This window comes from Cellulomonas sp. PhB143 (genome assembly GCF_003752595.1).
GTDB lineage: Bacteria > Actinomycetota > Actinomycetes > Actinomycetales > Cellulomonadaceae > Paraoerskovia.
In genome coordinates, this window is record NZ_RKIJ01000016.1 from 20,313 (window position 1) to 45,910 (window position 25,598).

General features: G+C 73.8%; 21 protein-coding genes. 8 read left to right on the forward strand and 13 right to left on the reverse strand.

Annotated features, from left to right (window positions below; translation table 11 throughout):
- The first annotated feature begins 301 nt into the window (after nt 1-301).
- Nucleotides 302-3,880: a methionine synthase gene (gene metH, locus EDF32_RS13420; RefSeq protein ID WP_123309064.1), complete on the forward strand. Its 3,579-nt coding sequence runs from the start codon at nt 302-304 to the stop codon at nt 3,878-3,880.
- 104 nt (nt 3,881-3,984) lie between these two features.
- Here the strand turns inward: metH and EDF32_RS13425 are convergent, their stop codons facing one another.
- The 5 genes from EDF32_RS13425 to EDF32_RS13445 form a co-directional block, all read right to left on the reverse strand.
- On the reverse strand, nt 3,985-4,620 hold the full coding sequence (locus EDF32_RS13425; RefSeq protein ID WP_199734943.1) for an MBL fold metallo-hydrolase: 636 nt from the start codon (nt 4,618-4,620) through the stop codon (nt 3,985-3,987).
- On the reverse strand, nt 4,617-5,717 hold the full coding sequence (locus EDF32_RS13430) for an S-(hydroxymethyl)mycothiol dehydrogenase (RefSeq protein WP_123309065.1): 1,101 nt from the start codon (nt 5,715-5,717) through the stop codon (nt 4,617-4,619). The genes EDF32_RS13425 and EDF32_RS13430 overlap by 4 nt, the downstream gene beginning before the upstream one ends.
- A 103-nt stretch (nt 5,718-5,820) precedes the next feature.
- Nucleotides 5,821-6,426 carry a DUF6580 family putative transport protein gene (locus EDF32_RS13435; RefSeq protein WP_199734944.1) on the reverse strand — a complete coding sequence of 202 codons (606 nt, stop codon included), beginning with the start codon at nt 6,424-6,426 and terminating at the stop codon, nt 5,821-5,823.
- The gene (locus EDF32_RS13440; protein WP_123309066.1) at nt 6,405-6,863 is read right to left on the reverse strand and encodes a DUF4430 domain-containing protein; all 459 of its coding nucleotides are present in this window, start codon (nt 6,861-6,863) and stop codon (nt 6,405-6,407) included. Before EDF32_RS13440 ends, EDF32_RS13435 begins: the two co-directional genes overlap by 22 nt.
- A gap of 60 nt (nt 6,864-6,923) precedes the next feature.
- The gene (locus tag EDF32_RS13445; RefSeq protein ID WP_233565920.1) at nt 6,924-9,053 is read right to left on the reverse strand and encodes a type IIA DNA topoisomerase subunit B; all 2,130 of its coding nucleotides are present in this window, start codon (nt 9,051-9,053) and stop codon (nt 6,924-6,926) included.
- A 105-nt stretch (nt 9,054-9,158) separates the two neighbouring features.
- Between EDF32_RS13445 and EDF32_RS13450 the strand changes: the two genes are divergently transcribed.
- From EDF32_RS13450 to EDF32_RS13460, 3 genes are all read left to right on the forward strand, one after another.
- Entirely contained in the window at nt 9,159-9,374 is a 216-nt protein-coding gene (locus EDF32_RS13450) for a hypothetical protein (protein ID WP_123309068.1), read from the forward strand.
- Between the two features lie 148 nt (nt 9,375-9,522).
- Entirely contained in the window at nt 9,523-10,302 is a 780-nt protein-coding gene (locus EDF32_RS13455; RefSeq protein ID WP_123309069.1) for an FAD-binding oxidoreductase, read from the forward strand.
- The gene (locus EDF32_RS13460; RefSeq protein ID WP_123309070.1) at nt 10,254-10,955 is read left to right on the forward strand and encodes a hypothetical protein; all 702 of its coding nucleotides are present in this window, start codon (nt 10,254-10,256) and stop codon (nt 10,953-10,955) included. The genes EDF32_RS13455 and EDF32_RS13460 overlap by 49 nt, the downstream gene beginning before the upstream one ends.
- A gap of 104 nt (nt 10,956-11,059) precedes the next feature.
- Here the strand turns inward: EDF32_RS13460 and EDF32_RS13465 are convergent, their stop codons facing one another.
- The 3 genes from EDF32_RS13465 to EDF32_RS13475 all read right to left on the reverse strand — a co-directional run bounded on the left by EDF32_RS13465 (nt 11,060) and on the right by EDF32_RS13475 (nt 14,587).
- Nucleotides 11,060-12,685: an RNA polymerase sigma factor gene (locus EDF32_RS13465; RefSeq protein WP_233565921.1), complete on the reverse strand. Its 1,626-nt coding sequence runs from the start codon at nt 12,683-12,685 to the stop codon at nt 11,060-11,062.
- 251 nt (nt 12,686-12,936) lie between these two features.
- Nucleotides 12,937-13,332 carry a universal stress protein gene (locus EDF32_RS13470; protein WP_123309072.1) on the reverse strand — a complete coding sequence of 132 codons (396 nt, stop codon included), beginning with the start codon at nt 13,330-13,332 and terminating at the stop codon, nt 12,937-12,939.
- 112 nt (nt 13,333-13,444) lie between these two features.
- A complete protein-coding gene (locus EDF32_RS13475; protein ID WP_123309073.1) occupies nt 13,445-14,587 on the reverse strand; it encodes a DUF4192 domain-containing protein in 1,143 nt (380 codons plus the stop codon).
- A gap of 128 nt (nt 14,588-14,715) precedes the next feature.
- Between EDF32_RS13475 and EDF32_RS13480 the strand changes: the two genes are divergently transcribed.
- Nucleotides 14,716-15,867: a polyprenyl synthetase family protein gene (locus tag EDF32_RS13480; protein WP_233565922.1), complete on the forward strand. Its 1,152-nt coding sequence runs from the start codon at nt 14,716-14,718 to the stop codon at nt 15,865-15,867.
- A gap of 33 nt (nt 15,868-15,900) precedes the next feature.
- On the opposite strand, the gene EDF32_RS13485 is transcribed toward EDF32_RS13480, so the two are convergent.
- Complete coding sequence (locus EDF32_RS13485; protein ID WP_233565923.1) at nt 15,901-16,308, reverse strand: Rv2175c family DNA-binding protein; 408 nt, start codon at nt 16,306-16,308, stop codon at nt 15,901-15,903.
- A 69-nt stretch (nt 16,309-16,377) separates the two neighbouring features.
- Here EDF32_RS13485 and pknB point away from each other — a divergent pair, with 69 nt between their 5' ends.
- Nucleotides 16,378-18,351 carry a Stk1 family PASTA domain-containing Ser/Thr kinase gene (pknB, locus tag EDF32_RS13490; protein ID WP_123309074.1) on the forward strand — a complete coding sequence of 658 codons (1,974 nt, stop codon included), beginning with the start codon at nt 16,378-16,380 and terminating at the stop codon, nt 18,349-18,351.
- Nucleotides 18,352-18,378: 27 nt separating this feature from the next.
- On the opposite strand, the gene EDF32_RS13495 is transcribed toward pknB, so the two are convergent.
- The 3 genes from EDF32_RS13495 to EDF32_RS13505 all read right to left on the reverse strand — a co-directional run bounded on the left by EDF32_RS13495 (nt 18,379) and on the right by EDF32_RS13505 (nt 21,845).
- A complete protein-coding gene (locus EDF32_RS13495) occupies nt 18,379-19,731 on the reverse strand; it encodes a class II 3-deoxy-7-phosphoheptulonate synthase (protein ID WP_123309075.1) in 1,353 nt (450 codons plus the stop codon).
- Nucleotides 19,732-19,734: 3 nt separating this feature from the next.
- On the reverse strand, nt 19,735-20,952 hold the full coding sequence (locus EDF32_RS13500; RefSeq protein ID WP_123309076.1) for a pyrophosphate--fructose-6-phosphate 1-phosphotransferase: 1,218 nt from the start codon (nt 20,950-20,952) through the stop codon (nt 19,735-19,737).
- Between the two features lie 104 nt (nt 20,953-21,056).
- A complete protein-coding gene (locus tag EDF32_RS13505) occupies nt 21,057-21,845 on the reverse strand; it encodes a 1-acyl-sn-glycerol-3-phosphate acyltransferase (RefSeq protein WP_233565924.1) in 789 nt (262 codons plus the stop codon).
- Between the two features lie 68 nt (nt 21,846-21,913).
- Here EDF32_RS13505 and EDF32_RS13510 point away from each other — a divergent pair, with 68 nt between their 5' ends.
- Nucleotides 21,914-22,561 (forward strand): hypothetical protein, encoded by a 648-nt coding sequence (locus EDF32_RS13510; RefSeq protein ID WP_123309077.1) that lies wholly within the window; start codon nt 21,914-21,916, stop codon nt 22,559-22,561.
- Nucleotides 22,562-22,564: 3 nt separating this feature from the next.
- Here EDF32_RS13510 and EDF32_RS13515 read toward each other — a convergent pair whose 3' ends face one another.
- On the reverse strand, nt 22,565-23,509 hold the full coding sequence (locus EDF32_RS13515) for an ROK family glucokinase (protein ID WP_123309078.1): 945 nt from the start codon (nt 23,507-23,509) through the stop codon (nt 22,565-22,567).
- 262 nt (nt 23,510-23,771) lie between these two features.
- On the opposite strand from EDF32_RS13515, the gene EDF32_RS13520 reads away from it, so the two are divergent.
- Entirely contained in the window at nt 23,772-25,586 is a 1,815-nt protein-coding gene (locus EDF32_RS13520) for a long-chain fatty acid--CoA ligase (protein ID WP_123309079.1), read from the forward strand.
- Nucleotides 25,587-25,598: the final 12 nt, after the last annotated feature.

The window sequence follows — 25,598 nt, forward strand, 5'->3', positions numbered from 1 at the left end:
AGGGTGTCCCGCGCGAGGTCGAGCCAGGGCGCGCCGAGCTCGTCGGCGACCTCGGCGCGGCTGGTGCGCGACGGGACGTCGTCCGCCGCCTCGATGGTCGCGACCAGGGCGTGCAGGCCGTCGAGGTCCTGCTCCGGGCGGACGGGGCGCCAGGTCAGGCCCCCGGCACGGGGGACGTCGAGCTGCGCCGGGGCCTGGGCGCGGTCGGCGAGCGGGGCGAGCGGGGCGGGGTTCATGGGCGTCACGGTAGCGGCGGCCCGGACGCGCCGTCGCGTCGATTCTCGCCCCTAGACTCGAGGCCATGCCCGACGACCTGCCCGACGGCCCGCCCGACGCCGTCCTCGCCCCCCGGTCCGCCGCCCTCCTCGACGCGCTGCGCACGCGCGTGGTCGTCGCCGACGGCGCGATGGGCACCATGCTCCAGGCGCAGGACCTCGTGCTCGAGGACTTCCAGGGGCTCGAGGGCTGCAACGAGATCCTCAACGTCACACGCCCCGACGCGATCGCGGCGGTGCACGACGCCTACTTCGAGGTCGGCTCCGACTGCGTCGAGACCAACACCTTCGGCGCCAACTGGTCGAACCTGTCGGACTACGACATCGACGACCGCATCACGGAGCTCGCCGAGGCGGGCGCGCGGATCGCGCGCGAGCGGGCCGACCACTGGTCTACCCCGGACAGGCCGCGCTGGGTGCTCGGCTCGATGGGCCCGGGCACCAAGCTGCCGAGCCTCGGGCACACGACGTACGCGCACCTGAAGGACACGTTCGCCCTCCAGGCACGGGGGCTCGTGCAGGGCGGCGCGGACGCGATCCTCGTGGAGACGAGCCAGGACCTGCTGCAGGCCAAGGCCGCGGTCAACGGCTCGCGCGCCGCGATGGCCGAGCTGGGGACCCGCGTGCCGGTGTTCGTCTCCGTGACCGTCGAGACCACCGGCACGATGCTCATGGGCTCGGAGATCGGCGCGGCGCTGACCACGCTCCAGGCGCTCGACGTCGACGCGGTCGGCCTGAACTGCGCGACGGGTCCGGCGGAGATGAGCGAGCACCTGCGCCATCTCGCCAAGCACGCGACGATGCCGGTGACGTGCATGCCGAACGCGGGGCTGCCCGTGCTCGGCAAGGACGGGGCCTCCTACCCGTTGACGCCCGCGGAGCTCGCCGCCGCGCACGCCCAGTTCGCCCGCGAGTTCGGGCTCGGGCTCGTCGGCGGCTGCTGCGGGACGACGCCGGAGCACCTGCGCCAGGTCGTCGAGGCCGTGGGCGGCGCCCCCGTCGCCCCGCGCGAGCCGGAGCGCGAGAACGGTGTCGCGAGCCTGTACTCGCACGTCGACTTCACGCAGGACGCGTCGTTCCTGGCGATCGGCGAGCGCACCAACGCGAACGGGTCCAAGGCCTTCCGCGAGGCGATGCTCGCGGGCGAGTGGGACGAGTGCGTGCAGATCGCGCGGACCCAGACCCGCGAGGGCGCGCACCTGCTCGACGTGTGCGTGGACTACGTGGGGCGCGACGGCGTCGACGACGTGCGCGAGATCGTGTCGCGGTTCGCGAGTGCCTCGACGCTCCCCCTCGTGATCGACTCGACCGAGCCCGAGGTCATCAAGGCCGGGCTCGAGCTCGTGGGCGGGCGCGCCGTCGTGAACTCGGTGAACTTCGAGGATGGCAACACCCCGACGTCCCGGTTCCAGCGCGTCATGCCGCTCGTCAAGGAGCACGGCGCGGCCGTGATCGCCCTGACCATCGACGAGGAGGGGCAGGCGCGCACGACCGAGACCAAGCTCGCGATCGCCTCGCGGCTGATCGACACCCTCGTGGACGACTGGGGCATGGCGCGCGACGACATCATCGTCGACACCCTCACGTTCCCCATCGCGACCGGTCAGGAGGAGACGCGGCGCGACGCGATCGAGACCATCGAGGCGATCCGCGCCCTGGTCGCGAAGTATCCCGGGGTGCACACGACGCTCGGTGTCTCCAACGTCTCGTTCGGCCTCAACCCGGCCGCCCGCACGGTGCTCAACTCGGTGTTCCTGCACGAGTGCGTCCAGGCGGGCCTCGACTCCGCGATCGTGCACGCCGCGAAGATCCTGCCCCTGAACAAGATCCCCGAGGAGCAGCGCCAGGCCGCGCTCGACCTCGTCTGGGACAGGCGGGTGTACGACGACGCGGGGAACCTCACGCACGACCCGCTCTCGCACCTGCTCGACCTCTTCTCGGGCGTCGACTCGGCCGCGCTCAAGGACCAGCGCGCCGCCGAGATGGCCGCGCTGCCCGTGGGCGAGCGCCTCGCGCGCCGCATCATCGACGGCGAGGGCAAGGGCCTCGAGGCCGACCTCGACGAGGCGCGCGCGGGTGGCACGTCCGCGCTCGCGATCGTCAACGACCACCTGCTCGAGGGCATGAAGGTCGTCGGCGAGCTGTTCGGCAAGGGTGAGATGCAGCTGCCCTTCGTGCTGCAGTCGGCCGAGGTCATGAAGGCCGCGGTCGCCCTGCTCGAGCCACACATGGAGAAGACCGAGGCGGCCGGCAAGGGCACGATCGTGCTCGGCACGGTGCGCGGCGACGTCCACGACATCGGCAAGAACCTCGTCGACATCATCCTGACCAACAACGGGTACGACGTGGTCAACATCGGCATCAAGCAGCCCGTCGCCGCGTTCATCGAGGCGGCGCAGGAGCACCGGGCGGACGTCATCGGCATGTCCGGGCTGCTCGTGAAGTCGACGGTCGTGATGAAGGAGAACCTCCAGGAGCTCAACGCCCGCGGCCTGGCGGGAACCTACCCGGTACTGCTCGGCGGCGCCGCCCTGACCCGCACCTACGTGGAGGACGACCTCGACGCCGTCTACGACGGCCAGGTCCGCTACGCCCGCGACGCCTTCGAGGGGCTGCGGCTGATGGAGCCCTTGGTGCGGATCGCGCGCGGCGAGGCGCCGGACGCCGTCGGGCTCCCCCCGCTCAAGAAACGCCGCCATGCCACCGTGACGGTGACCGAGACGGCGCCCGAGGACCTGCCCGCACGCTCGGACGTCGCGAGCGACAACCCCGTCCCCGAGCCGCCGTTCTGGGGCACGCGCATCGTCAAGGGCATCCAGCTCGCCGAGTACGCCGCCCTGCTGGACGAGCGCGCGACGTTCATGGGCCAGTGGGGGCTCAAGCCCGGCCGCGGGTCCGACGGACGCTCCTACGAGGACCTCGTCGAGACCGAGGGCCGCCCGCGCCTGCGCGACTGGCTCAGCCGCATCCACGCCGAGTCGATGATGGATCCGTCCGTCGTCTACGGCTACTTCCCGGCATGGTCGGAGGTGGACGACGTCGTCGTCGCCCACCACGACGGGCCCGACGGCGGCTCGGGCGGCGAGCCCGGCACCGAGCGCCTGCGCTTCACCTTCCCGCGCCAGCGCCGCGACCGGCACCTGTGCCTGGCCGACTTCGTCCGCCCCCGCTCGTGGGTCGAGGAGACGGGCCGGCACGACGTCCTGCCCGTGCAGCTCGTGACCATGGGCGACGCCGTCGACGCGCACACCGCCGCGATGTTCGCCGCGAACCAGTACCGCGACTACATGGAGCTGCACGGGCTGACGGTGCAGCTCACCGAGGCGCTCGCCGAGCTCTGGCACGGCCGGGTGCGCGACGAACTGGGCTTCGCGGGCGAGGAGCCCAGCACGGTGGAGGGCTACTTCAAGCTCGAGTACCGCGGCGCGCGGTTCTCGCTGGGCTACCCGGCGTGCCCCGACATGGAGGACCGCCGCAAGGTCGTCGAGCTGCTGCGGCCGGAGCGGGTGGGCGTCGAGCTGAGCGACGAGCTGCAGCTGCACCCGGAGCAGTCGACGGACGCGTTCGTGCTGCACCACCCGGAGGCCAAGTACTTCTCCGTCTGACCCCGGCACCGCCCGCCGGCCCGTCCGTTCCCGCCGAGAAGTCGATTTCGGCCCGTGGATTCGAAGAATCAGGGGCCGAGTTCGACTTCTCGGCGGTGCGGTCGTCAGCCCGCCTCGACCCAGTCCCGCGCGCTCTCGGCGGCGATCGTCGTGTCGCCGCCGTGCCCGGTGTGCACGACCGTCCCGCCCGGCAGCTCGAGGAGCCGCGCCCGGACCGACGCCTCGAGCGTCGGCCGGTCGGAGTACGACCGCCCGGTCGCGCCGGGGCCACCGTCGAACAGGGTGTCGCCGGTGAAGACGCAGCCCAGGTCGGGCGCGTAGAGGCACACGGCGCCCGGCGCGTGACCGGGCGTGTGCAGCACCCGCAGCGTCGTCCCCGCGACCTCGAGCACCTGGCCGTCGGACAGGTCGCCGTCCCAGGCCGCGCCGGGGTGGGTCAGCTCCCACAGCGGCCGGTCGTCCGGGTGCAGCAGGACGGGCGCACCGGTCCGCTCCGCGAGCGCCGGCGCGACCCGGACGTGGTCGTCGTGCGCGTGGGTGCAGACGATCGCCGTGACCGTCCGCTCCCCCACGACGGCGAGGACGTCGTCCACCGAGTGCGGGGCGTCGACGACGACGCACTCGGCGTCGTCGCCCACGACCCAGATGTTGTTCTCGACGTCGAACGTCTCGCCGTCGAGCGAGAAGGTCCCGCTGGAGGTGGCGTGGTCGACCCGCACGGCGCCCTTCGGCGCGGTCACAGGACCACGACCGAGCGCAGCACGTCGCCGCCACGCATGCGCTCGAACGCGGCGTCGACGTCGCCGAGGCCGATCTCCTCGGTGACGAACGCGTCGAGGTCGAGCCGGCCCTGCCGGTAGAGGTCGACGAGCATGGGCAGGTCCCGGCTCGGCAGGCAGTCGCCGTACCAGCTGGACATGAGCGCGCCCCCGCGGCCGAAGACGTCGATCAGCGGCAGCTCGGGGATGGTCATGTCCGGGGTCGGGACCCCGACGAGCACGAGGCGCCCCGCGAGGTCTCGGGCGTAGAAGGCCTGCTTCCACGTCTCGGGCCGCCCGACGGCGTCGATCACGACGTCCGCACCCTCCGCGCCCTCGTACGTCTGCGCGCAGATCTCCTTGATCGCCTCGACCGGGTCCGTCACGGAGGAGTCGACCGTGTGCGTCGCGCCCAGCGCCTTCGCGGCGGCGAGCTTCTTGGCGTCGACGTCGACCGCGACGATCGGCGAGGCGCCGGCCAGCGCCGCACCTGCCACGGCCGCCGCGCCCACGCCGCCGCAGCCGAACACCGCGACGGACCGGCCGCGGGTGGCTCCGCCGGTGTTGATCGCCGCGCCGATCCCCGCCATCACCCCGCAGCCCAGCAGACCGACGGCGGCCGGCCGCGCGTCGGCATCGACCTTGGTGCACTGCCCCGCCGCGACCAGCGTCTTCTCCGCGAACGCCCCGATCCCCAGCGCGGGCGTGAGCTCGGTCCCGTCCTCCAGCGTCATCCGGTGGGTCGCGTTGAGCGTGGCGAAGCAGTACTGCGGCTCGCCGCGCCGGCACGCGCGGCACTCGCCGCACACGGCGCGCCAGTTGAGCACCACGAAGTCCCCGGGCACGACGGCCGTGACGTCCGGCCCGACCGCCTCCACCACGCCCGACGCCTCATGGCCGAGCAGGAACGGGAACTCGTCGTTGATGCCGCCCTCGCGGTAGTGCAGGTCCGTGTGGCACACGCCGCAGGTCAGCACCCTGACCACAGCCTCCCCCGGTCCGGGGTCGGGGACGACGACGGTCACGATCTCGACCGGCGCCCCCTTCGAGCGGGCGATGACGGCCTGGACCTTCTGCATGACGAGCCTCCTGGTCGGGTCGGGCCCCCGGGCGCGGCAGGGCCCGGGACGACGCTCGACGGTATCGCCCGGAGGCCCGGGCGAGCCTCCGGGCGCCGGCGCGTCAGCGTGCCGCGACGACCCCCGAGCGCACCGGCGCGAGCCCCGCGCCCCGCTCGAGCCGTTCGAGCCGTTCGAGCCGTTCGACGAGCGTGACGAGCGCGGCCGCGGCGGGGACGAGCACGAGGTTGCCCAGCAGCATCGTGCGCAGGAACGGCAGGCCGGCGACGTAGCTGTCGACGAGGCCGTCGAGCCCGGGCGGGTAGTACGTCCCGCGGCCCAGCCACCAGACCCCCGCGTTCGTCCAGAGGTAGAACCACAGCGACGCCCCGACGCCGAACCCGAGCGCCGTCAGCGTGCGGTGGCGGTCGGCGAACCGGCGCGACCACAGCGCGCCGAGCCCGACCACGGCCCATGCGGACCAGGTGAACGCCGCGACCGCGGTGTTGCCGAGCGCGATGTCGGAGGCCATCGTCACGACCAGCGGGACGACGAACGCCGCCGGGTGGCGCAGCAGCAGGGCGGAGGCGAACGTCGCCGCCGTGACCAGTTCCAGGTTCGGCGGCGCGCCGAGGTCCTCGCGGGCCATCCGGAACGCGATCGCCAGGGCGACGAGCACGACGACGAGCGCCGGACGCCACCAGCGGGTCAGTAGGTCTCGAGCTTCCATTCGATCTGCTCCCCGTCCTTCGTCTCGAGGGTGCCGGCGCCGACCTGGGCCTGCTCACCGTCCACGTACAGCGCCCAGAACTCCTTCGCCGAGTCGTCCGCGGCACGACCGCCGACGGTCGTCACGTAGGCGTTCGCGCCCTCGCCGGTCGACTCGGCCGTCGGGTCGGCGGCGAGCAGCAGCTCGAGCGCGGTGCGCCCGTCCTCGCCCGGGTAGGACAGCGTGGCGGTCTGGCCGTCCGCGTCCTGCGTCGTCACGGCGGAGCCGGCGGGCGCGCTCGTCGACGGGTCCGGGGCGGCCGACGACGTCGCCGCGGTCGTGCCCGCCGCGTCGTCCGCGGTGTCGTCCGCGCAGCCGGCGAGCAGCGCGCCCGAGAGCAGCGCCGCGGCGGTCAGTGCCAGGGCACGACGAGGCGCGGAGAGGGGTCTGTGGGTCACGCCCCGATCCTACGGGAGCGGGACGAGGCCGTCGGCCGAGGTCCGCCGGGCGGACGGGCCTCAGACGTCGATGCGGTTGCGGTCCAGGTCCTGGGCGCCGGCGACGATGAACTCCTTGCGCGGGGCGACGTCGCTGCCCATGAGCAGCTCGAACACGGCCTCCGCCGCCTCGGCGTGCTCGGCCGTGACGCGGCGCAGCGTGCGGTGGCGCGGGTCCATGGTGGTCTCGGCCAGCTGGTCAGCGTCCATCTCCCCCAGACCCTTGTACCGCTGGATGTCCTCCTTGTAGCGGCGCCCGGCCCGGTCGAGCCGCTTGAGCGTGGCCGCCAGCTCCGCCTCCGAGTAGGTGTAGACGTACTCGGCCTTCTTGCGGCCCGTCGCGCTGACCTCCACCCGGTGCAGCGGCGGGACGGCGGCGTACACGCGCCCGGCGTCGACCATCGGCCGCATGTACCGGAAGAACAGGGTGAGCAGCAGCGTGCGGATGTGGGCGCCGTCGACGTCGGCGTCCGTCATGAGGACGATCTTGCCGTAGCGCGCCGCCTCGAGGTCGAACGAGCGGCCCGAGCCGGCGCCGATGACCTGGATGATCGCCGCGCACTCGGCGTTGCGCAGCATGTCGCTGAGCGAGGCCTTCTGGACGTTGAGGATCTTGCCGCGGATCGGCAGCAGCGCCTGGAAGTCCGAGCTCCGCGCGAGCTTCGCGGTGCCGAGCGCGCTGTCGCCCTCGACGATGAACAGCTCGCTGCGGCCGACGTCGTTGCTGCGGCAGTCGGCCAGCTTCGCGGGCAGCGAGGAGGACTCGAGCGCGTTCTTGCGGCGCGAGATCTCCTTCTGCTTGCGGGCGGTCACCCGGGCGTTCATCTCCGCGACGACCTTGTCCAGCAGCAGCGCGGACTGCGTCTTGGCGTCGCGCGTCGTGCCGTTCAGCCGGGCGGTGAGCTCCTTCTCGAGCACCCGTGCCACGATCGCGCGCACGGGCGCCGTGCCGAGGACCTCCTTCGTCTGCCCCTCGAACTGCGGCTCGGCGAGGCGCACGGTGAGCACGGCGGTGAGGCCGGCGAGCACGTCGTCCTTCTCGATGCGCGTCGAACCGTCCTTCGTGGACACCTTGAGCCGGCGGGCGTTGGCCTCCACCGCCTTGCGCACCACCTTGAGCAGCCCCGCCTCGAAGCCCGCGAGGTGGGAACCGCCCTTGGGGGTGGAGATGATGTTGACGAACGTGCGCAGCTCGGTGCCGTAGCCGGAGCCCCAGCGCAGCGCGACGTCGACCTCGCAGTGCCGCTCGACGGGCTGCGGGCTCATGTGGCCCTTCGCGTCCAGCACGGGCACGGTCTCGGTGAACGTCCCGTCGCCCGTCAGGTGCCAGGTCCCGGTGACGGGGGCGTCCGGGGCGAGGAAGTCGACGAAGTCGACCGTGCCACCGGAGTGCACGAACGACTCCTCGTGCGGGCCGTCCTCGCCCGGCGTGCCCGGCAGACCCCGCTCGTCGCGGACCGTGATGCGCAGGCCGGGGACGAGGAACGTCGTCTGCCGCGCGCGGGTGACGAGCTCGTCGTAGGAGAAGACCGCGTTCTTCGGGAAGATCTGCCGGTCCGCCCAGTAGCGCACCCGGGTCCCGGTGGCGCCGCGGCGGACCTTGCCGACCACGGCGAGCTCGGAGCCCGTGACGAACGGCGCGAACGGAGCCTGAGGGTCCGCGCCCGCGCGCGGGTCGTCGAACTCCCCCGGCTCGCCGCGGTGGAAGCACATGCGGTACGTCTTGCCGTTGCGGTCGACCTCGACGTCGAGGCGCTCCGAGAGCGCGTTGACGACCGACGCGCCCACGCCGTGCAGCCCGCCCGAGGCGGTGTAGGAGCCGCCGCCGAACTTTCCGCCGGCGTGCAGCTTGGTGAAGACGACCTCGACGCCGGTCAGCCCGGTCTTGGGCTCGACGTCGACGGGGATGCCGCGACCGTCGTCCTCCACCGTCACCGACGAGTCGGGGTGCAGGACGACGCGGATCTCGCCGCAGCTGCCGCCGAGCGCCTCGTCGACCGAGTTGTCGATGATCTCCCACAGGCAGTGCATCAGGCCGCGGGAGTCCGTGGACCCGATGTACATGCCGGGGCGCTTGCGCACCGCCTCGAGCCCCTCGAGGACGGAGAGGTGGCGGGCGTTGTAGCTCGAGTCGGCGGAGGTGGTCGTCACGGTGGCCCAGCCTAGTGGAGCGCCCCGACATGCTCCGGAGCCACCCCGGCTACGCGCGGAGCGAACCTGGCCCGATCGCCGCGCCGGAGATGGTTTCATGGTCTTGTGACTGCTACGACCACCGAACCGCTGACCGCCGCCGACCGTTGTGACCGCTGCGGTGCCCAGGCCTACGTCCGCGTCGTCCTGGAGCACGGGGAGCTGCTCTTCTGCGGCCACCACGCCCGCGCGCACGCCGCCGCGTACGAGGACCTCGCCACGCACGTGCAGGACGAGACCGACAAGCTCCTCGCCGAGCACGGGAGCGCCGCCGCGCACTGACCCTGCGCCGTGCACCGCACGGTTCCCCGACCACCGAGACCCATCCGCCGCCCACCGCGACGGGTGGGTCTCGTCGTCGGTGTCACGATCCGGCGCCGCGCCGCTCCCTCCTCGGGAATGCACCCGCAGCCCCGAGGAAGGACACCGCATGTCCCGCTCCACCACCGTGCCTCCCGCGCCCGGAACCGCCACCACCCCTGCCGCGCGGCTCGCCCGCGACCTGGCGCCGCGCCTGCGCGGCACCCTGCTCCTGCCCGGCGAGCCCGGGTACGCCGCGTCCCTGCCGGGCCACAACCTCGCCGTCGTGCACGCCCCCGCGCTCGTCGTCCGCGCCGCCGACGCCGACGACGTCGCCGGGACGGTTCGCGCCGCGGCCCGCCACGGGCTCTCCGTCGCCGTGCGCTCGACCGGCCACGGTCTCGCGACGGCCGGTCCCGACGACGTCCTGCTGGACGTCTCACAGCTGTCCTGCGTGGCCGTCGACCCGGAGGCGCGGACCGCGACGGTCGGCCCCGGCGCGCGCTGGCAGCAGGTGCTCGACGCCGGTGCGCCGCACGGCCTCGGCGGGCTGTGCGGCTCGTCGCCGGGCGTCGGGGTCGTCGGGTACACGCTCGGCGGCGGGCTCGGCCCGCTCGCGCGCGCGTTCGGGCTCGCCGCCGACCACGTGCGCTCGCTCGACGTCGTCACCCCGACCGGCGAGCGCGTCACGGTCACGGCCGACCGCCGCAGCGACCTCTTCTGGGCGCTGCGCGGCGGCGGCGGGGCCTTCGGCGTCGTCACGTCGATGACCTTCGACCTCTTCGCGCTCAGCACGGTCCGCGGGGGCGCGATCGTCTACGACGCGGCCGACGCCCCGGCCGTGCTGCGGCACTGGCGCACGTGGACGGCCACGCTGCCCGAGGCGCCTCGACGTCGGTCGCCCGGCTGAACCTGCCGCCCGCGCCGTCCGTGCCCGAGCCGCTGCGCGGCCGTGCGGTGCTGGCCGTGCGGTTCGCGCACGCCGGGGACCCCGCCGAGGCGGACGTCCTGCTGGCGGCCCTGCGCGCGGCGCCCGCCCGCCCGATCGTCGACACCGTCGCCGACCTGCCGTACGCGCGGCTGGGGGCGATCCACTCCGACCCCCAGGACCCGCTCCCGACGGTCGAGCGAGGCGGCGCGCTGGACGAGCTGACGGACGAGACCATCGACGCGTTCTGTGGCGCGGTCTCCCCGCAGACACCGGTCGTCACGGCGGAGATCCGCCTCCTGGGCGGCGCGGTGGCCCGGCCGGCCGCGGTGCCGAGCGCCGTCGCCGGCCGTGCTGCGGAGTTCTCGGTCCTCGTGGTCGGCCTGGTCGGGCCGGGCATGCCGCCCGGCGGGCCGCTCGCGGTCCGGTCGGTCCTGGGCGCGCTGGCGCCGTGGAGCAGCGGAGGGGCGATGCTCAACTTCGCCGGGCCGCGCGACGAGACGTCGGCCTCGCTCGTGCGCACCGCGCACGGCGAGCCCCAGTACCAGCGGCTCGTCGCGCTGCGCCGGGCGAACGACCCCCAGGGCGTGCTCTCCGCGTCCGCACGCTGGGAGGTCGCCGCCGACGCCGTGTGAGCAGCCGTGAGACGGACGAGGCCCCGGACCGCTGGTGCGGTCCGGGGCCTCGTCCCGGTGGTCGACGGCCGGGTGCCGACGTCCGGCCCGGTCGTCGTGCCGGATCAGTCGAGGTAGTCGCGCAGCACCTGCGAACGGCTCGGGTGGCGCAGCTTCGACATCGTCTTGGACTCGATCTGGCGGATCCGCTCGCGCGTGACCCCGTAGACCTTGCCGATCTCGTCCAGCGTCTTCGGCTGGCCGTCCTGCAGGCCGAACCGCATCGAGACGACGCCGGCCTCCCGCTCGGACAGCGTGTCGAGCACCTGGTGCAGCTGCTCCTGCAGGAGCGTGAAGCTCACCGCGTCGGCCGGGACGACAGCCTCGGAGTCCTCGATGAGGTCGCCGAACTCGCTGTCGCCGTCCTCCCCGAGCGGCGTGTGCAGGGAGATCGGCTCGCGGCCGTACTTCTGCACCTCGACGACCTTCTCGGGCGTCATGTCGAGCTCCTTGGCGAGCTCCTCCGGCGTGGGCTCGCGACCCAGGTCCTGGAGCATCTGCCGCTGCACGCGGGCGAGCTTGTTGATGACCTCGACCATGTGCACCGGGATGCGGATGGTGCGGGCCTGGTCCGCCATGGCGCGCGTGATCGCCTGACGGATCCACCAGGTGGCGTACGTCGAGAACTTGTAGCCCTTGGTGTAGTCGAACTTCTCGACCGCGCGGATCAGGCCGAGGTTGCCCTCCTGGATGAGGTCCAGGAAGAGCATGCCGCGCCCCGTGTACCGCTTGGCGAGCGAGACGACGAGGCGCAGGTTGGCCTCGAGCAGGTGGTTCTTCGCGCGGCGCCCGTCGTGGGCGATCCACTCGAGGTCGCGCATCTCCTTGCGCTCCTCGCGCGAGAGCTTGCGGTCGGCCGCGGCCTTCTCCTCGGGAGAGAGCTTGACCGCGCCCTCGCGCTGGCCCAGGCGCTCCTCGGCGAACAGACCGGCCTCGATCCGCTTGGCGAGGTCGACCTCCTGCTCGGCGTTCAGCAGCGCGACCTTGCCGATCTGCTTGAGGTAGTCCTTGACCGGGTCGGCGGTCGCGCCGGCGGTGACGACCTGCTGGACCGGGGCGTCGTCCTCGTCCGCGTCGGAGACGACGAAGCCCTTGCTCTCGTCCTGCGGCGCGTTCGCAGCCTTCGGCTTCTCCGCGGGCTCCTCCTCCGGCACGCCGTCGGGCTCGATCACCCGGGCCGAGGCCGCCTTGCGCGCGGGCCGCTTCGCCGCGGGCTTCTTGGCCGCGGGCTTCTTCGTGGCGCCCGCGGCGTCGTCGTCGGCCGCGTCGCTCACGTCGACGTCGTCGGGCTCGACGACCGGCGCGTCGTCCGCAGGGGCGCTCGCGGGGACGTCCGCCGACTTCTTGCGGGCACGGGTCGCGGCGGCCTTCTTGGCCGCGGCGCTGCGCTTGGCCCGAGCCTCGTCCGCGTCCGCCGACGTCCGCACGGTCGCGGCGGTCTTCGTCGGGGTCTCCGCGGCTGCGGCGACGGCGCCCGCCGTGGGCAGGTCGACCTCGACGCCGGCACCGGCAAGGGCGCGGAAGACCGACTTCAGGCGCTTCGCGTCGCGCACGTCTGCCGCCTCGCACGCCGAACGGAACGACTCGGCGTCGATGCGCCCGCTCTCGGCGCCACGGACCAGCAGCGCGCTGAGGGCCGGGTGCTCGAACTCGCGCGGGAGGGAAGGATTCTGCAGGGAGGAGGACGCCACGAATGACCTTTCGGCAATGATCGACGGATGGCGGAGGTTGCCGGGCCCGGAACGTTCGGCGGCATCGGGTGTGCGGCCGGGACGACGTCTCGAGAGCTACCGGGCGAGGTTGACTCCTACCATTATAGCGGCCGGGCCGACCGGCCGACGAGGACCGCAGGAGCCTGCGCGCCTCGACAGGGTGAACAACGCCCGCGCGGGCGTGAAGATTCCGCGGCGAGGCGGGCGGGCCGCCCCGCCGGCCCGCCTGGTCAGGGACGGACCGGCTTGACCGCGAGCACCGGGCACGGCGCGTCGAGCAGGATCCGCTGCGCGTTCGACCCGAGGATGAGCTTGCCCACAGGGCTGCGCCGCCGCAGCCCGATCACGATGACGTCGGCGTCCGTCTCCTCGGCGGAGAGCACGAGGTCCTCCGCGACGCCGTCGCTGTCCGTCACGACCCGGAGCTCGTGGTCGACTCCGGCCTCCGTGAACCGCTGCGACACGGCCGCCAGCTCGGGGTCGTCCTCGGGCGGCGGCGGGGTGCTGCTCGCCTTGCGGCTCACGACGACCACGACCCGGCCGCGACCCCTGCGGCTCTCCTCGATGGCGGCGTCGAGCGCCTCGCGTCCCTCGGCAGTGGCCAGGTAGCCGACGACGATCGTCATGAGCCCTCCGTCGATCGTTGTGTGCCCGCACGTCGGCGGGGCGCCCGGGACGACCCGTCCGGCCTCCCCCGCGCGACGTTACCGGACCTCGTGGCGTCACGAGCCCGTGTCGTCACCGCGCGGCGCGGACCCACCCGGGCGGGAGCCCTGCCGCGAGGGCTCCCTCGACCAGCAGCGCGAGCCGATAGGCAGGGTCCACGGCCAGCGCGTCACGGAGCCGTTCGCCCGCGCGGCCGGCGTCGCCGCGCCACCAGGCGACCAGCGCGAGGAGCGTGAGCGGCGCGGCGCGCAGGGTCCCGGCCACGTGGGCCGCGACGCTGCCGAGGACCTCCGTGGCGGCGCGCGTCAGGCTCTCGTCGGGCGCCACCGCCTGACGGGGATCGACGATCGCGCCGATCGCTCGGGCGGTCCCCGCGTCCAGCGCACCGGACGCCGCGCCGTGCGCCGTGCCTCGCGCGAGCTCGACCTCTCCCGGGACGAGGCTGATGAGCACCGCGTCGCGGACCGGCACGCTCTCCAGCGCGGCCGCGAGGCGCCCGGCCGTCGCGGCGCCCACGTCCCGCGCGGCGCCCGGGCGGGGGCCCCGGTCTCCGCCGTCGGGCTCATGCCCGTACGCGGCCGCGAGCTCCTCGAGCCACAGCTCGAGACCGGCGGTGCGCCAGGCGGCGAGGCCCGACTCGTGGTCACCGCGTGCCGCGTCTGCCCGCGCCGCCCAGCGTCGCGCCGACTGCTGCGCCAGCCGACGGCGCCCGGCGGGCACGACCGGCAACCGGTAGGAGTCCGCGCGGGTCGCGGCGAGGGCGACACCACCGGCCACCATGTCCGCGGAGACGGTCGTCGACTGCAGCTCGGCCAGCGGCCGGCCGCCGTCGGGGCAGCAGTCCGGGTCCGGGCAGTCGAGCTCGCGGTACCCCGTCGGTCCGACGACCCAGCTCCCCGCCGGCTCCACGAGCCCCTCGGCCGCGGTGGCGAGGACCGCGACGGCGCTCCTGATCCGGTGCTCCTCCTCGGCGTAGCCGACCAGCACGACGCGATCGGCGCCGTCGGCGCAGGCGTGGGACACGAGCGTGCGGGCGAGCTGGCCCCCTCCAGGACCGAGGACGTCGTCGAGGTCGGCCCGGACCAGGAGGCCCACCTCCGAGCCCTTTCCCCGGATGCACACGAGCACCAGCGAGTCCTGCGGCACGAAGCCGAAGTGGTAGGGCACGTAGGAGATGAGGTCCCGCGGGCTGCGCACCCGGATCGTCGTCGTCATGGTCACATCGAACGCCGTCCGCGCCCCGTTCCGAAGGCCCGTCTCCCGAGCTGTGGACGGCGCCCCCGCGGCCGAGAGCGGTGGAGACCCACGGACGGCTCCCTCCCGCCAGCGCCTACGCTGGACCCGTGCACCCGTCCCCCACGCCCGCGTCCTCCTTCCCGGTGCAGGCTCCGGTGCCCGACGCCGTCGACCCCCTCGGCGACGAGGACGTGCGCACCGCGGTCGACGACGCGATCGACGCCTATCTCGCCCGCCTCGGCGCCACGATGTCGGCGCTGGACGGCGCGACCGCCCCCGTCCTCGACGAGGCCACCGCGCTCCTGGCCGGAGGCAAGCGCCTGCGGGCCGCGTTCTGCTACTGGTCGTGGCGTGCCCACGGCGGGACGCGCGAGGTGGAGCGCACGGTCGCCCTCGGCACCGGGCTCGCGCTGGAGCTCTTCCAGGCCGCCGCCCTGGTCCACGACGACGTGATGGACCGCTCGGACACCCGCCGGGGGCGCCCCGCCGCGCACCGCGCGTTCGCCGGCCTCCACGAGCGCAACGGCTGGCTCGGCAGCGCGCCCGGCTTCGGGGAGAGCGCCGCGATCCTGCTCGGCGACGTGCTGCTCACCGAGTGCAACGCCGCGGTGCGTGCCGCGACCGACCCGTTGCCCGTGGACGCCCGACGACGCACCCTCGCCCTGTTCGAGCACATGCAGACCGAGGTCACGCTCGGCCAGTTCCTGGACGTGCGCGCCCAGGCCGTGCCGTGGGGTGACGACCCCCGGGCCGACGAGGCGCGGGCGCGCACGGTGATCCGCGCGAAGTCGGCCCGCTACTCGGTGGAGCACCCGATCGCGCTCGGGGCCGCGATCGCGGGAGCCGACGCCGGGCGGATCGCCTCGGTCACGGAGTACGGACTGCCGTTGGGCGAGGCGTTCCAGCTGCGGGACGACGTCCTCGGCGTCTTCGGCGACCCGGCGCTCACCGGCAAGCCCGCGGGCGACGACCTGCGCGAGGGCAAGCGCACCGTGCTCGTGTGCCGCGCGGTGCGCGGCGCGGACGTGTCCCAGCGGCGTCTGCTCCTCGACCGGCTCGGGTCGCCGGACCTCACGGAGGAGGAGGTCGGCGACCTGCGCGAGGTCCTGGTCGCGACAGGTGCTGCCGCCGCCGTCGAGGAGCTCATCGAGGAGCGTGTCTCGACCGCGCTCGCGGCGCTGCGCTCGGCCGGGCTGGAGCCCGCCGGCGAGCGCGCCATCGAGGCGCTCGGGCTCGCCGCGGTCCGGCGCCTCTCATGAGCCGGCACCGGTGCCGGAGGCGTTCGTGACAGGTCAGCCGAGCGTCTGGGCGACCCGGCGCACCTCGGACTTGCGCCCCGCCAGCAGCGCGTCGACGGGGGAGGTGCCGAGGGCGTCGTCGGGCGTGAACAGCCAGAGGAGGATCTCCTCGTCCGTGAAGCGCAGGTCCGTCAGGACCGCGATGGTCCCGGCGAGCGACGAGAGGACCACGGGGCGGGGGTCGCCCTCGGTGTCCGCCCGCGCCTGCCCGGCCGCCACCGAGTCCTCGTGGCGCGTGACGACGAACCGTGCCGGGATCTGGAAGGTGCTGCGCTCGCCGCGACGCACACCGACGACGCGCCGGTCGCTGACGACGCTGCGGGCGCGGCTGGGCGTGGTGCCCAGCGCCTCCGCCAGGTCCGGCACGGTGATCCACTGGTCCACGAGGTCGTCGATGCTCACCGGGACAGCCTACGGCGCACGACGGCGGGCCTCCGCCACGCCGGGGCCACCGCGCTCTAGCATGCCGTCGTGACCACCGTGACGTCGGACTCGCTGGTCGGCCGGACGGTCGACGGCCGCTACCACGTCGTGTCCCGGATCGCCCGCGGCGGGATGGCGACGGTCTACCTCGCGCACGACCGCCGGCTGGACCGCGAGGTCGCCCTCAAGGTCATGCACGCCCACCTCGCCGACGGCGTGGACGGCGTCGACTTCGTCTCCCGGTTCCGGCGTGAGGCGCGGGCCGCGGCCCGCCTCGCGCACCCGGGCCTCGTGGCGGTGTTCGACCAGGGTCTCGACGGCGACACCAGCTACCTGACCATGGAGTACGTGGAGGGCAGCAACCTGCGCCGGCGGCTGCGCGCCGAGCGCACCCTCTCGGTCGGAGACACGCTCGAAGCCCTCTGCGAGATCCTCGACGCGCTCGCCGCCGCGCACCGCGCCGGCCTCGTGCACCGCGACGTGAAGCCCGAGAACGTCCTCATCGACACCGACTCACGGCTGAAGCTCACCGACTTCGGGCTCGCGCGCGCCGTCACCGAGGTGACCACCACGACCGCGGGGACGATCCTCGGCACCGTCGCCTACATGGCGCCGGAGCTGATCCGCGCGGCCGCCTGCGACGCGCGCGCCGACGTGTACTCGGTCGGCATCCTCGCCTACGAGATGCTCACGGGGTCGCTGCCCTATCCGGGCGACACCCCGATCCAGGTCGCGTTCGCGCACGTGAGCACCGACATCCCGGCCCCTTCCGCGGTCTTCGGCGCGCTGCCGGTCGAGCTGGACGAGCTGGTGGCGTCCCTCGCCGCACGGGACCCGGACGAGCGGCCGGCCGACGCCGGCGATGCGCTGGCCCGGGTGCGCGCCACGTTCTCCGCGCTCTCGGAGGCGGACCTGGCGCTGCGGCGGGAGCCCGGACCGGCGGACGAGACCGCGGGCGAGGACCCCCCCGGGGAGGGCGCCGCGCCGGCGCCGGAGCCCGCGCCGGGCACCTCCCTCGACGAGATCCCGACGACCGCGTTCGACGGCCTCGGGCCGCAGCGGCGGGACGCGCTCGTCGCCCGCTCGGGCGGCACGCGGGAGCTCGCCCCGCACCGGCCCCGGCGGTGGCGGCGGGCCGTCGCCTGGGCGCTCGCCCTCGTCCTCGTCCTCGGGGCCTCGGGTGCGGGCGCCTGGTGGTGGTTCACCGAGGGTCCCGGCGCGTACGCGAGCGTCCCCCAGGGTCTGGACGGGTCGGCGGCGCGCGCCGCCGAGGCGACCCTCGACGCCGCCGGCATCGACCACACGACGACCACCGCGTACAGCGACGACGTCCCCGCGGGGCAGATCGTCTCGACCGCGCCCGACGCCGGCGGAAAGGTCCGCAAGGACGGCTCCGTCGAGCTCGTGGTGTCGCAGGGCGTGCGCATGGTCACCGTCCCGGAGAAGCTCGTCGGCGAGAGCGAGGCCGACGCGAGCGCCGCCCTCACCGGCCGGGGCTTCACGGTGGGCGACCCCAACCATGCCTACGACGACACCGCGCCCGCCGGCACCGTCCTCGAGTCCTCGGTCGAGGAGGGCTCGACGCAGCGGCACGACACCACCGTGGTCCTGACCGTCTCGGACGGCCCCGCTCCCGTGGACGTGCCGTCGGTGACGGGGATGACCAAGGACGACGCGACGGGGGCGCTCGACGACGCCGGCCTGACCACGGACACCTCCGAGGACTACTCCGAGGACGTCCCCGCCGGACGCGTCGTCTCGCAGGACCCTGCCTCCGGCGCCGACGCGCACCGCGGCGACACCGTGTCGGTCGTCGTCTCCCAGGGCCCCCCGCTCGTCGAGGTGCCGTCCGTCGTCGACCAGAAGGTCGAGGCGGCGCAGAAGACCCTGGAGAAGGCCGGATTCGTCGTCGAGATCAAGGAGCTGTTCGGCTCCCGCCCCCTGGACCGCGTCCTGTTCCAGGACAAGAAGGCCGGGGACTCCGTGCCGAAGGGCAGCACGATCAAGCTCACGGTCACCTGACCCGGGGGCGCGGTCCGTGCGCGCGGGTCAGCGCGTGCGGAGCATCTGCGCCACCTGGAACGCCATCTCGAGCGACTGCTGGTGGTTCAGACGCGGGTCGACGAGCGTCTCGTAGCGCAGGGCGAGCCCCGCATCGTCGATCTCCTCGCTCCCGCCGAGCACCTCGGTGACGTCGTCCCCCGTGAGCTCGCAGTGCAGGCCGCCGGGCACGGTGCCAAGCGCGCGGTGCACCTCGAAGAACCCCCGGACCTCGTCCAGCACGTCCTCGAACCGGCGCGTCTTGTAGCCGCTCTCGGACGTGATGGTGTTGCCGTGCATCGCGTCGCTGATCCACGTGACGGGGACCCCCGTGGCGGCGACCGCCTCGACCAGCGGGGGCAGCGCGCTGCGGACGGCGGACGCGCCCATCCTCGTGATGAAGGTGAGCCGGCCGGGGACCGCGTCGGGGTTGAGCCGCTCGACCAGTGCCAGCGCGTCCGCGGGCGTGGTGCTCGGGCCGAGCTTGACGCCGATCGGGTTGGCCAGCCGCGCCAGCAGGTCGACGTGCGCGCCGTCGATCTGCCGGGTGCGTTCCCCGATCCACAGGAAGTGCCCGGACGTGCCGTACGCGCGCCCGGTGCGCGAGTCGACGCGGGTCAGCGCCCGCTCGTAGTCGAGGACGAGCGCCTCGTGGCTCACGTAGAACTCGACGGTCCGCAGGGCGTCGAAGTCCGCGCCGCAGGCGTCCATGAACCGGATCGCGCGGTCGATCTCCGCCGCCGTGCGCTCGTAGGCGGCGTAGGCGGGGTTCTCCATGAAACCGCGGTTCCACTCGTGCACGCGCCGCAGGTCCGCGTAGCCGCCGCTCGTGAAGGCGCGCACCACGTTCAGCGTCGCGGCCGAGATGCCGTAGGCCTGGAACAGTCGTTCCGGGTCCGGGAGCCGGTCTGCCTCGGTGAAGGGGAACGAGTTGACCATGTCCCCGCGGTAGACGGGGAGCGTGACCCCGTCCCGCGTCTCGGTGTCCGAGCTGCGGGGCTTCGCGTACTGGCCCGCCATCCGGCCCATCTTGACGACGGGCGTGCTCGCGCCGTGCGTCAGGATGACCGCCATCTGCAGGATCGTGCGCACCTTGTTGCGGATGCGGTCGGCGTTCGCCTCGGCGAACGTCTCGGCGCAGTCGCCGCCCTGGAGCAGGAACGCCTCTCCCCGACCGGCGGCGGCGAGCCGGTCACGGAGCAGGTCCGCCTCGTGCGGGACGACGAGGGGCGCGGCCTGCGCGAGGCGCCCGGTGACGTCCTCGAGCGCCGCCCGGTCGGGCCAGGTGGGCTGCTGGAGGGCGACCAGGCGCCGGAAGTGCTCGAGGCCCTCGAGCACGTCCGGCGCGGCGGTGGTGGACACCGGTCAGTGCTCGGCGGGCACGAGGGGCTGGCCGAGGTCCGCGAGCAGCTCGCCGAACCACGGCTGCGACACGTCGAACGCCTTGCCGCCTGCGATGCGGGGGAACTCGATGGCACGCAGCAGGTCGCCCTGCTCCTCGTCGTGCCCGATGACGCCGGGCTCGCCGCGCAGCGCGCAGTCGACCGCGAGGTCCGTCATCGACTTGATCAGGCGCTGGTCCTCCGCGTTGGCTGCCGCCGCGCGCGAGTAGTAGCCGGACTTCTGCACCATCGTCTTCTCGGCTCCCAGCTTCTCGCCGAACTGCTTGGCGAACCACTGGCCGGGGTTGACGGTGTCGAGCTTGACGTGCCCGAACGGGTCGCGCTCGACGGGGGTGCCGGCGGCCTCGAGCTGCTCGACGATCTCGTGCATGCCGGCGCCCTCGGAGAGGAAGATGTTGACGTTGCCCTGGCTGTCCATGATGGCCTTGAGGCGCTCGGCCTCGGCGTCGATGTCCAGCGCGAGCTCGGGCACGAACACGGCGTGCACGTCCCAGCGCTCGCGCGTCAGGCCGATGCCGGGGACCCACTCCTGCTGGTCCAGCCACTTGCGGTACTCGACGGCCGCGGCGGCGGTGAGCCACCCGCAGTGGCGTCCCATGACCTCGTGCACGATGAGCATGCGCGGTCCGCTGCGGTGCTCGCCGATGATGTTCGCGGCGAAGCCGGCGGCCTCCTCGGCCGCGGTCCACGCGCCCAGCGACTGGCGGATCGGCACCACGTCGTTGTCGATGGTCTTGGGCAGCCCGACCACGGTCAGGCCGTAGCCGTTGTCCGCGAGGTAGGCCGCCAGGTCGGCCGCGGTCGTGTTCGTGTCGTCCCCGCCGATCGTGTGCAGGACGTCCACGCCGTCGGCCTTCAGTCGCTCGGCGGCGACCTGCAGGGGGTCCTCGCCCTCCTGGACGAGCCCGCGCCTGACGCAGTCCGCGGCGTTCGTGAGCTTCACGCGCGAGTTGCCGATGGGCGAGCCGCCGAAGCGGTGCAGGATGCCGGCGTTCTCGCGCACCTGCTCGTCGACCACGATCTTGTCCCCGCGCAGCAGGCCGTAGTAGCCGTGCTGGTAGGCGATGATCTCGACCTCCGGCGCGATCTCGGTGTAGCGCTCGATGAGACCCCCGACGGCGGAGGACAGGCAGGGAGCGAAGCCACCGGCCGTGAGGAGGGCGACGCGACGGACGGACATGATGAGAAGTACCTCTCGTCGAAGGGACGCGACGCAGCGGTCGGACCGCTCGAGGACGCGCCGCGGGCCGGGACGCCCGGGGCCGGGCGTGCGCTGCTACCGCCTCATCCTACCGACGGCTCCTGGGGGTCGGACGGCGGTTCCGGCACCTGGACGTCGGGCGCGGGCCGGCCGCCGGGCGCCTGCGTGCCGTCGGCGCCCTCGGCCGCGGAGCCCGCCGCGAGCCGCGCCTTGGCCGTGGCCGCGTAGATGTCCACGTACTCCTGCCCCGAGAGGCTCATCACCGCATACATGATCTCGTCGGTGACGGCGCGCAGGATGAAGCGGTCGTTCTCCATCCCCCGGTACCTGCTGAAGTCGAGCGGCTCGCCGAACACGACGCCGATCCGCATGAGCTTCGGGATGCGCCGGCCGATCGGCTGCGCCTCGCCGGTGCCGATCATCGCGACGGGAACCACGGGCGCCCCGGACTCGAGCGCGAGCCGGGCGACGCCGGTCTTGCCCCGGTGCAGGCGTCCGTCCGGGCTGCGCGTCCCCTCGGGATAGATGCCGAAGACGTCGCCGTCGCTGAGCACCCTCAGCCCGGTGCTCAGCGCCGCCTCGCTCGCGCGGCCGCCGGACCGGTCGACGGGGATCGTCCCCACGCCGCGCATGAAGCCCGCCGTGACACGACCCTTGACGCCCGTGCCGGTGAAGTAGTCGGACTTTCCGAGGAACTGGACCTTGCGGTCGAGCACGAGCGGGAGGACGAACGAGTCGATGACGGCGAGGTGGTTGCTCGCGAGGACGACGCCGCCCGAGGAAGGCACCTTCTCAGCTCCCCGGGCCCACGGCCGGAACATCAGACGGAGCACCGGCCCGACGAGCACGTGCTTCATCCACCAGTAGAACACCGGGCCTCCTGCAACTCCTCGGAACGACCCGCGGCGCACGGGTGCCCCTCGACTCTAGAGTGATACCCATGTCACCACCGAACGCGGGCACGCCGGGCGAGGACCGCCCGCAGCCGGAGAACCCCGGAACCCCGGAGGGTGCGGGCGGCGCGGGCGCCCCCGGCCCCGCGGAGCCGGAGCACCGTCGCGACCGCGACGACCCTCTCGACGTGGAGGCGCGGTGGGCCGACATCGTGGCCGACCTCGGGGGCGAGCCGGACGGCTCACCGGCGCCCGTCGACCCCGGGGTACCGGGAGCCGGACCCGCGAGCGGGACCCGGCAGACCCACCGCGGCGTCGCCGGCCTCCCGCGCGCACCGTGGGTCCGGGACCCCGCCGGACCGGCCCCGGGCCCTGCCCCATCGGTCCCGGGCCCTGCCGGGCCACGCGACTGGCCCACGAGCGACGAGGTGGAGGCGCTCGAGGACGAGCAGTCCCACTTCGTCCCGCCGGAGCCGCCGCCCCTGGGGGGCCGCGACCCCCTGCTCACGCTCGCCTGGACCGTCGCCGTCGTCGCCCCGGTGGCGCTCCTGGTCGCCGCGGTGCTGATCAGCCCGATGCCCTCGGCGCTGGTCGCCGGGGCAGGGCTCGCGTTCCTCGCCGCGGTCGCCGTCCTCGTCTGGCGCATGCCGCACCGCAAGGACCCCGACGACCACGACCGGGGCGCCGTCGTCTGACGCTCAGATCCTGGCGAGGTCCGCCGCGCCGATGATGCCGGCCTCGTTGCCGTGCTGCGCCACGGCGATCCGCGCCTCGGGGCGGTGCCCCAGCGCGGACAGCTGCTCCGCGAACGCGGCGCGCGCGGGGCGCAGCAGGATGTCGCCGGCCGCGGCCACGCCGCCGCCGACGACGATCAGCTCCGGGTCGAGGAGGGCGGCGACGGACGCCGAGCCCTCGCCGATCCAGCGGCCGAGGCCTTCGATCAGCGAGAGGGCGAGCTCGTCGCCCTCCTCCGCGGCCTGGGTGATCTGCGGGCCACGGAGCGCCGCCGGCGAGCCGCCGGCGAGCTCGAGCAGGCGGCGGGCACGGTCGGGGTAGGCCACGGCGGCCGCCTGGCCGTCACGCACGAGCGCGCTCCCGGACGCGTACTGCTCCCAGCAGCCCTCGTGCCCGCAGCCGCAGTAGTGGCCGCCGGGGACGACGCGCATGTGCCCGATCTCGGCGGCGGCGCCCCACTTGCCGCGCACCAGCGTGCGGTCGATGACGATCGCTCCGCCGAGGCCGGTGCCGACGGTGAGCATGAGCATGTCCGTCGCGTCCTTGCCCGCGCCGAAGGCGAACTCGGCCCACCCGGCGGCGTTCGCGTCGTTCTCGACGACGATGTCGACGTCCATGTCGAGCAGCGCGGCGACGTTGTCGGCCAGCGGGTACTCGCGCCAGGCGATGTTCGGGGCGAAGAGGACCGAGCGACGGTCGGGGCTGACGAAGCCGGCCGCGGCGAGGCCCACGGCGCCGACGTCGTAGCTCGCGGCAAGCTCCTTGCACGCGTCGGCGACGGCCGCGTCGATGCCCGCCGTGTCGTCCGGGGCCGTGTCGCGACGGACCTGGGCGAGGATCGTGCCGTCCTCGTCGACCACACCCGCGGCGATCTTCGTACCGCCGATGTCGACCCCGATGGCGTGCATGTCCGTCCTCACTGTCCTGGTCCCCGGCGCATCCCGGGGACACGCGTCGTCCTGCGTCCCGCGCGGCGCAACACCGTCACGCGCCGGTCCCACGTCGTCGGGGAGAAAAATACCCCGCGCACGCACTACCGCGCGCACGGGTCCACGTACCGGAGCGGGCGGGGACCGTCCACGAGCCTAGCCGTCGGCGCAGCGGTTCCGGGGCACCCCGCGATAGCCGGTACTCTGGGTTTCACCATCGACCACTGCCACTGGAGCCAGAATGGACGAGTCGTCCGCCCCGCGCGTCATCGACGTCGACCCCGCGACCAACCTCACCGACCTGCTCGCCGCACGCGTGGCCGCGGACCCGGGCGCGACGATGATCGAGCGCCGCCCCGCCGGCGGCGGGGGCTGGGTGCCGGTCACCGCGCAGGAGTTCGAGGACGACGTCGTGGCGGTCGCCAAGGGCCTCGTCGCCCACGGCGTGGAGCCCGGGACGATGGTCGGGATCATGTCGCGCACCCGCTACGAGTGGACGCTCCTCGACTGGGCCGCGTGGTCCGCCGGCGCCGTGCCCGTCCCGATCTACGAGACCTCCAGCGCCGAGCAGGTCCGGTGGATCCTGTCGGACTCGGGCGTGGGCCTGCTGGTCGTCGAGACCGCGCAGCACGCCGCCACGGTGGACGAGGTGCGCGCCGAGCTGCCCGCCCTGACGCAGGTGCTCACGCTGGACGACGGCGCCGTCCAGGAGCTCGTCTCCGCCGGCGCGGACGTGCCGGACGAGGAGATCCGGCGGCGGCGCGGCCTCGCGGACCTCGACGACGTCGCCACCCTCATCTACACCTCGGGCACGACCGGCACGCCGAAGGGCGCCCGGATGACGCACCGGAACTTCTACTCGCTCGCGGTCAACGCCGTCGAGGCGGTGCCCGAGGTCTTCAGCGAGCCCGGCGGCCGCACCCTGCTCTTCATGCCCCTCGCCCACGTCTTCGCCCGGTTCATCGGCGTCCTCGTCGTCGCGGGCGGCACCGTGCTCGCCCACTCCCCCGACACGAAGCAGCTCCTGGACGACCTGGCGTCCTTCCGCCCGACGTACATCCTGTCCGTGCCGCGGGTCTTCGAGAAGGTCTACAACTCGTCGGAGCAGAAGGCCTCGGCCGAGGGCCACCTGAAGATCTTCCACTGGGCGAGCGCCACCGCGATCGCCTGGTCGCGAGCGCTCGACACACCCCGCGGTCCGGGACCCTGGCTCCGGCTGCAGCACGCGCTCGCCGACCGGCTCGTGTACCGCAAGCTCCGCGCCGCGCTGGGCGGCAACACCCGCTGGGCCGTCTCGGGCGGCGGCCCGCTCGGCGAGCGCCTCGGCCACTTCTACCGCGGCAACGGCGTCACGATCCTCGAGGGGTACGGCCTCACGGAGACCACCGCGCCCACGTCGGTGAACCGCCCGACGGCGATCCGCGTCGGCAGCGTGGGCAAGCAGCTGCCCGGCTGCGCGGTCCGCATCGACGCGGACGGCGAGATCCTGGTCAAGGGCCACCACGTCTTCGCCGGCTATCACAACAACCCCGCCGAGACCGAGCACGCCTTCTCGGACGGGTGGTTCCGCTCCGGAGACCTCGGCGCGCTCGACGACGAGGGCTACCTCACCATCACGGGCCGCAAGAAGGAGATCATCGTGACGGCGGGCGGCAAGAACGTCGCCCCGGCGATCCTCGAGGACCGGCTCCGCGCCCACGCGCTCATCAGCCAGTGCATCGTCGTCGGCGACCAGAAGCCCTTCATCGCCGCGCTCGTCACGCTGGACCCCGAGGGACTGCCGGGCTGGTGCTCGATGCACGGCAAGCCGGCGCTCGGCGTGGCCGAGGCCGTCGACGACCCGGACGTGCGCCGCGCGCTCGACGAGGCGGTCGAGCGCGCCAACGCGGCCGTCTCGAGGGCCGAGTCCATCCGCAAGTACAGCGTGCTCGACACCGACTTCACGGTCGAGAACGACTACCTGACCCCTTCGCTGAAGGTCAAGCGCAACGTCGTCCTCAAGGACTACGCCGCCGAGATCGAGAAGCTCTACGCGCCGCGGGAGGACCGCGGCTGACGCCCGTGTGTC

Bases quoted from the DNA above. Each gene is read 5' to 3' on its own strand.
- EDF32_RS13435 (WP_199734944.1), bottom strand. From the start codon at position 6,426: ATGGAAGCTCGAGACCTACTGACCCGCTGGTGGCGTCCGGCGCTCGTC.
- EDF32_RS13430 (WP_123309065.1), bottom strand. From the start codon at position 5,717: ATGCAGAAGGTCCAGGCCGTCATCGCCCGCTCGAAGGGGGCGCCGGTC.
- EDF32_RS13470 (WP_123309072.1), bottom strand. From the start codon at position 13,332: ATGACGATCGTCGTCGGCTACCTGGCCACTGCCGAGGGACGCGAGGCG.
- EDF32_RS13455 (WP_123309069.1), top strand. From the start codon at position 9,523: ATGTCCCGCTCCACCACCGTGCCTCCCGCGCCCGGAACCGCCACCACC.
- EDF32_RS13510 (WP_123309077.1), top strand. From the start codon at position 21,914: ATGTCACCACCGAACGCGGGCACGCCGGGCGAGGACCGCCCGCAGCCG.
- EDF32_RS13515 (WP_123309078.1), bottom strand. From the start codon at position 23,509: ATGCACGCCATCGGGGTCGACATCGGCGGTACGAAGATCGCCGCGGGT.
- metH (WP_123309064.1), top strand. From the start codon at position 302: ATGCCCGACGACCTGCCCGACGGCCCGCCCGACGCCGTCCTCGCCCCC.
- EDF32_RS13500 (WP_123309076.1), bottom strand. From the start codon at position 20,952: ATGTCCGTCCGTCGCGTCGCCCTCCTCACGGCCGGTGGCTTCGCTCCC.
- EDF32_RS13475 (WP_123309073.1), bottom strand. From the start codon at position 14,587: ATGACGACGACGATCCGGGTGCGCAGCCCGCGGGACCTCATCTCCTAC.
- EDF32_RS13520 (WP_123309079.1), top strand. From the start codon at position 23,772: ATGGACGAGTCGTCCGCCCCGCGCGTCATCGACGTCGACCCCGCGACC.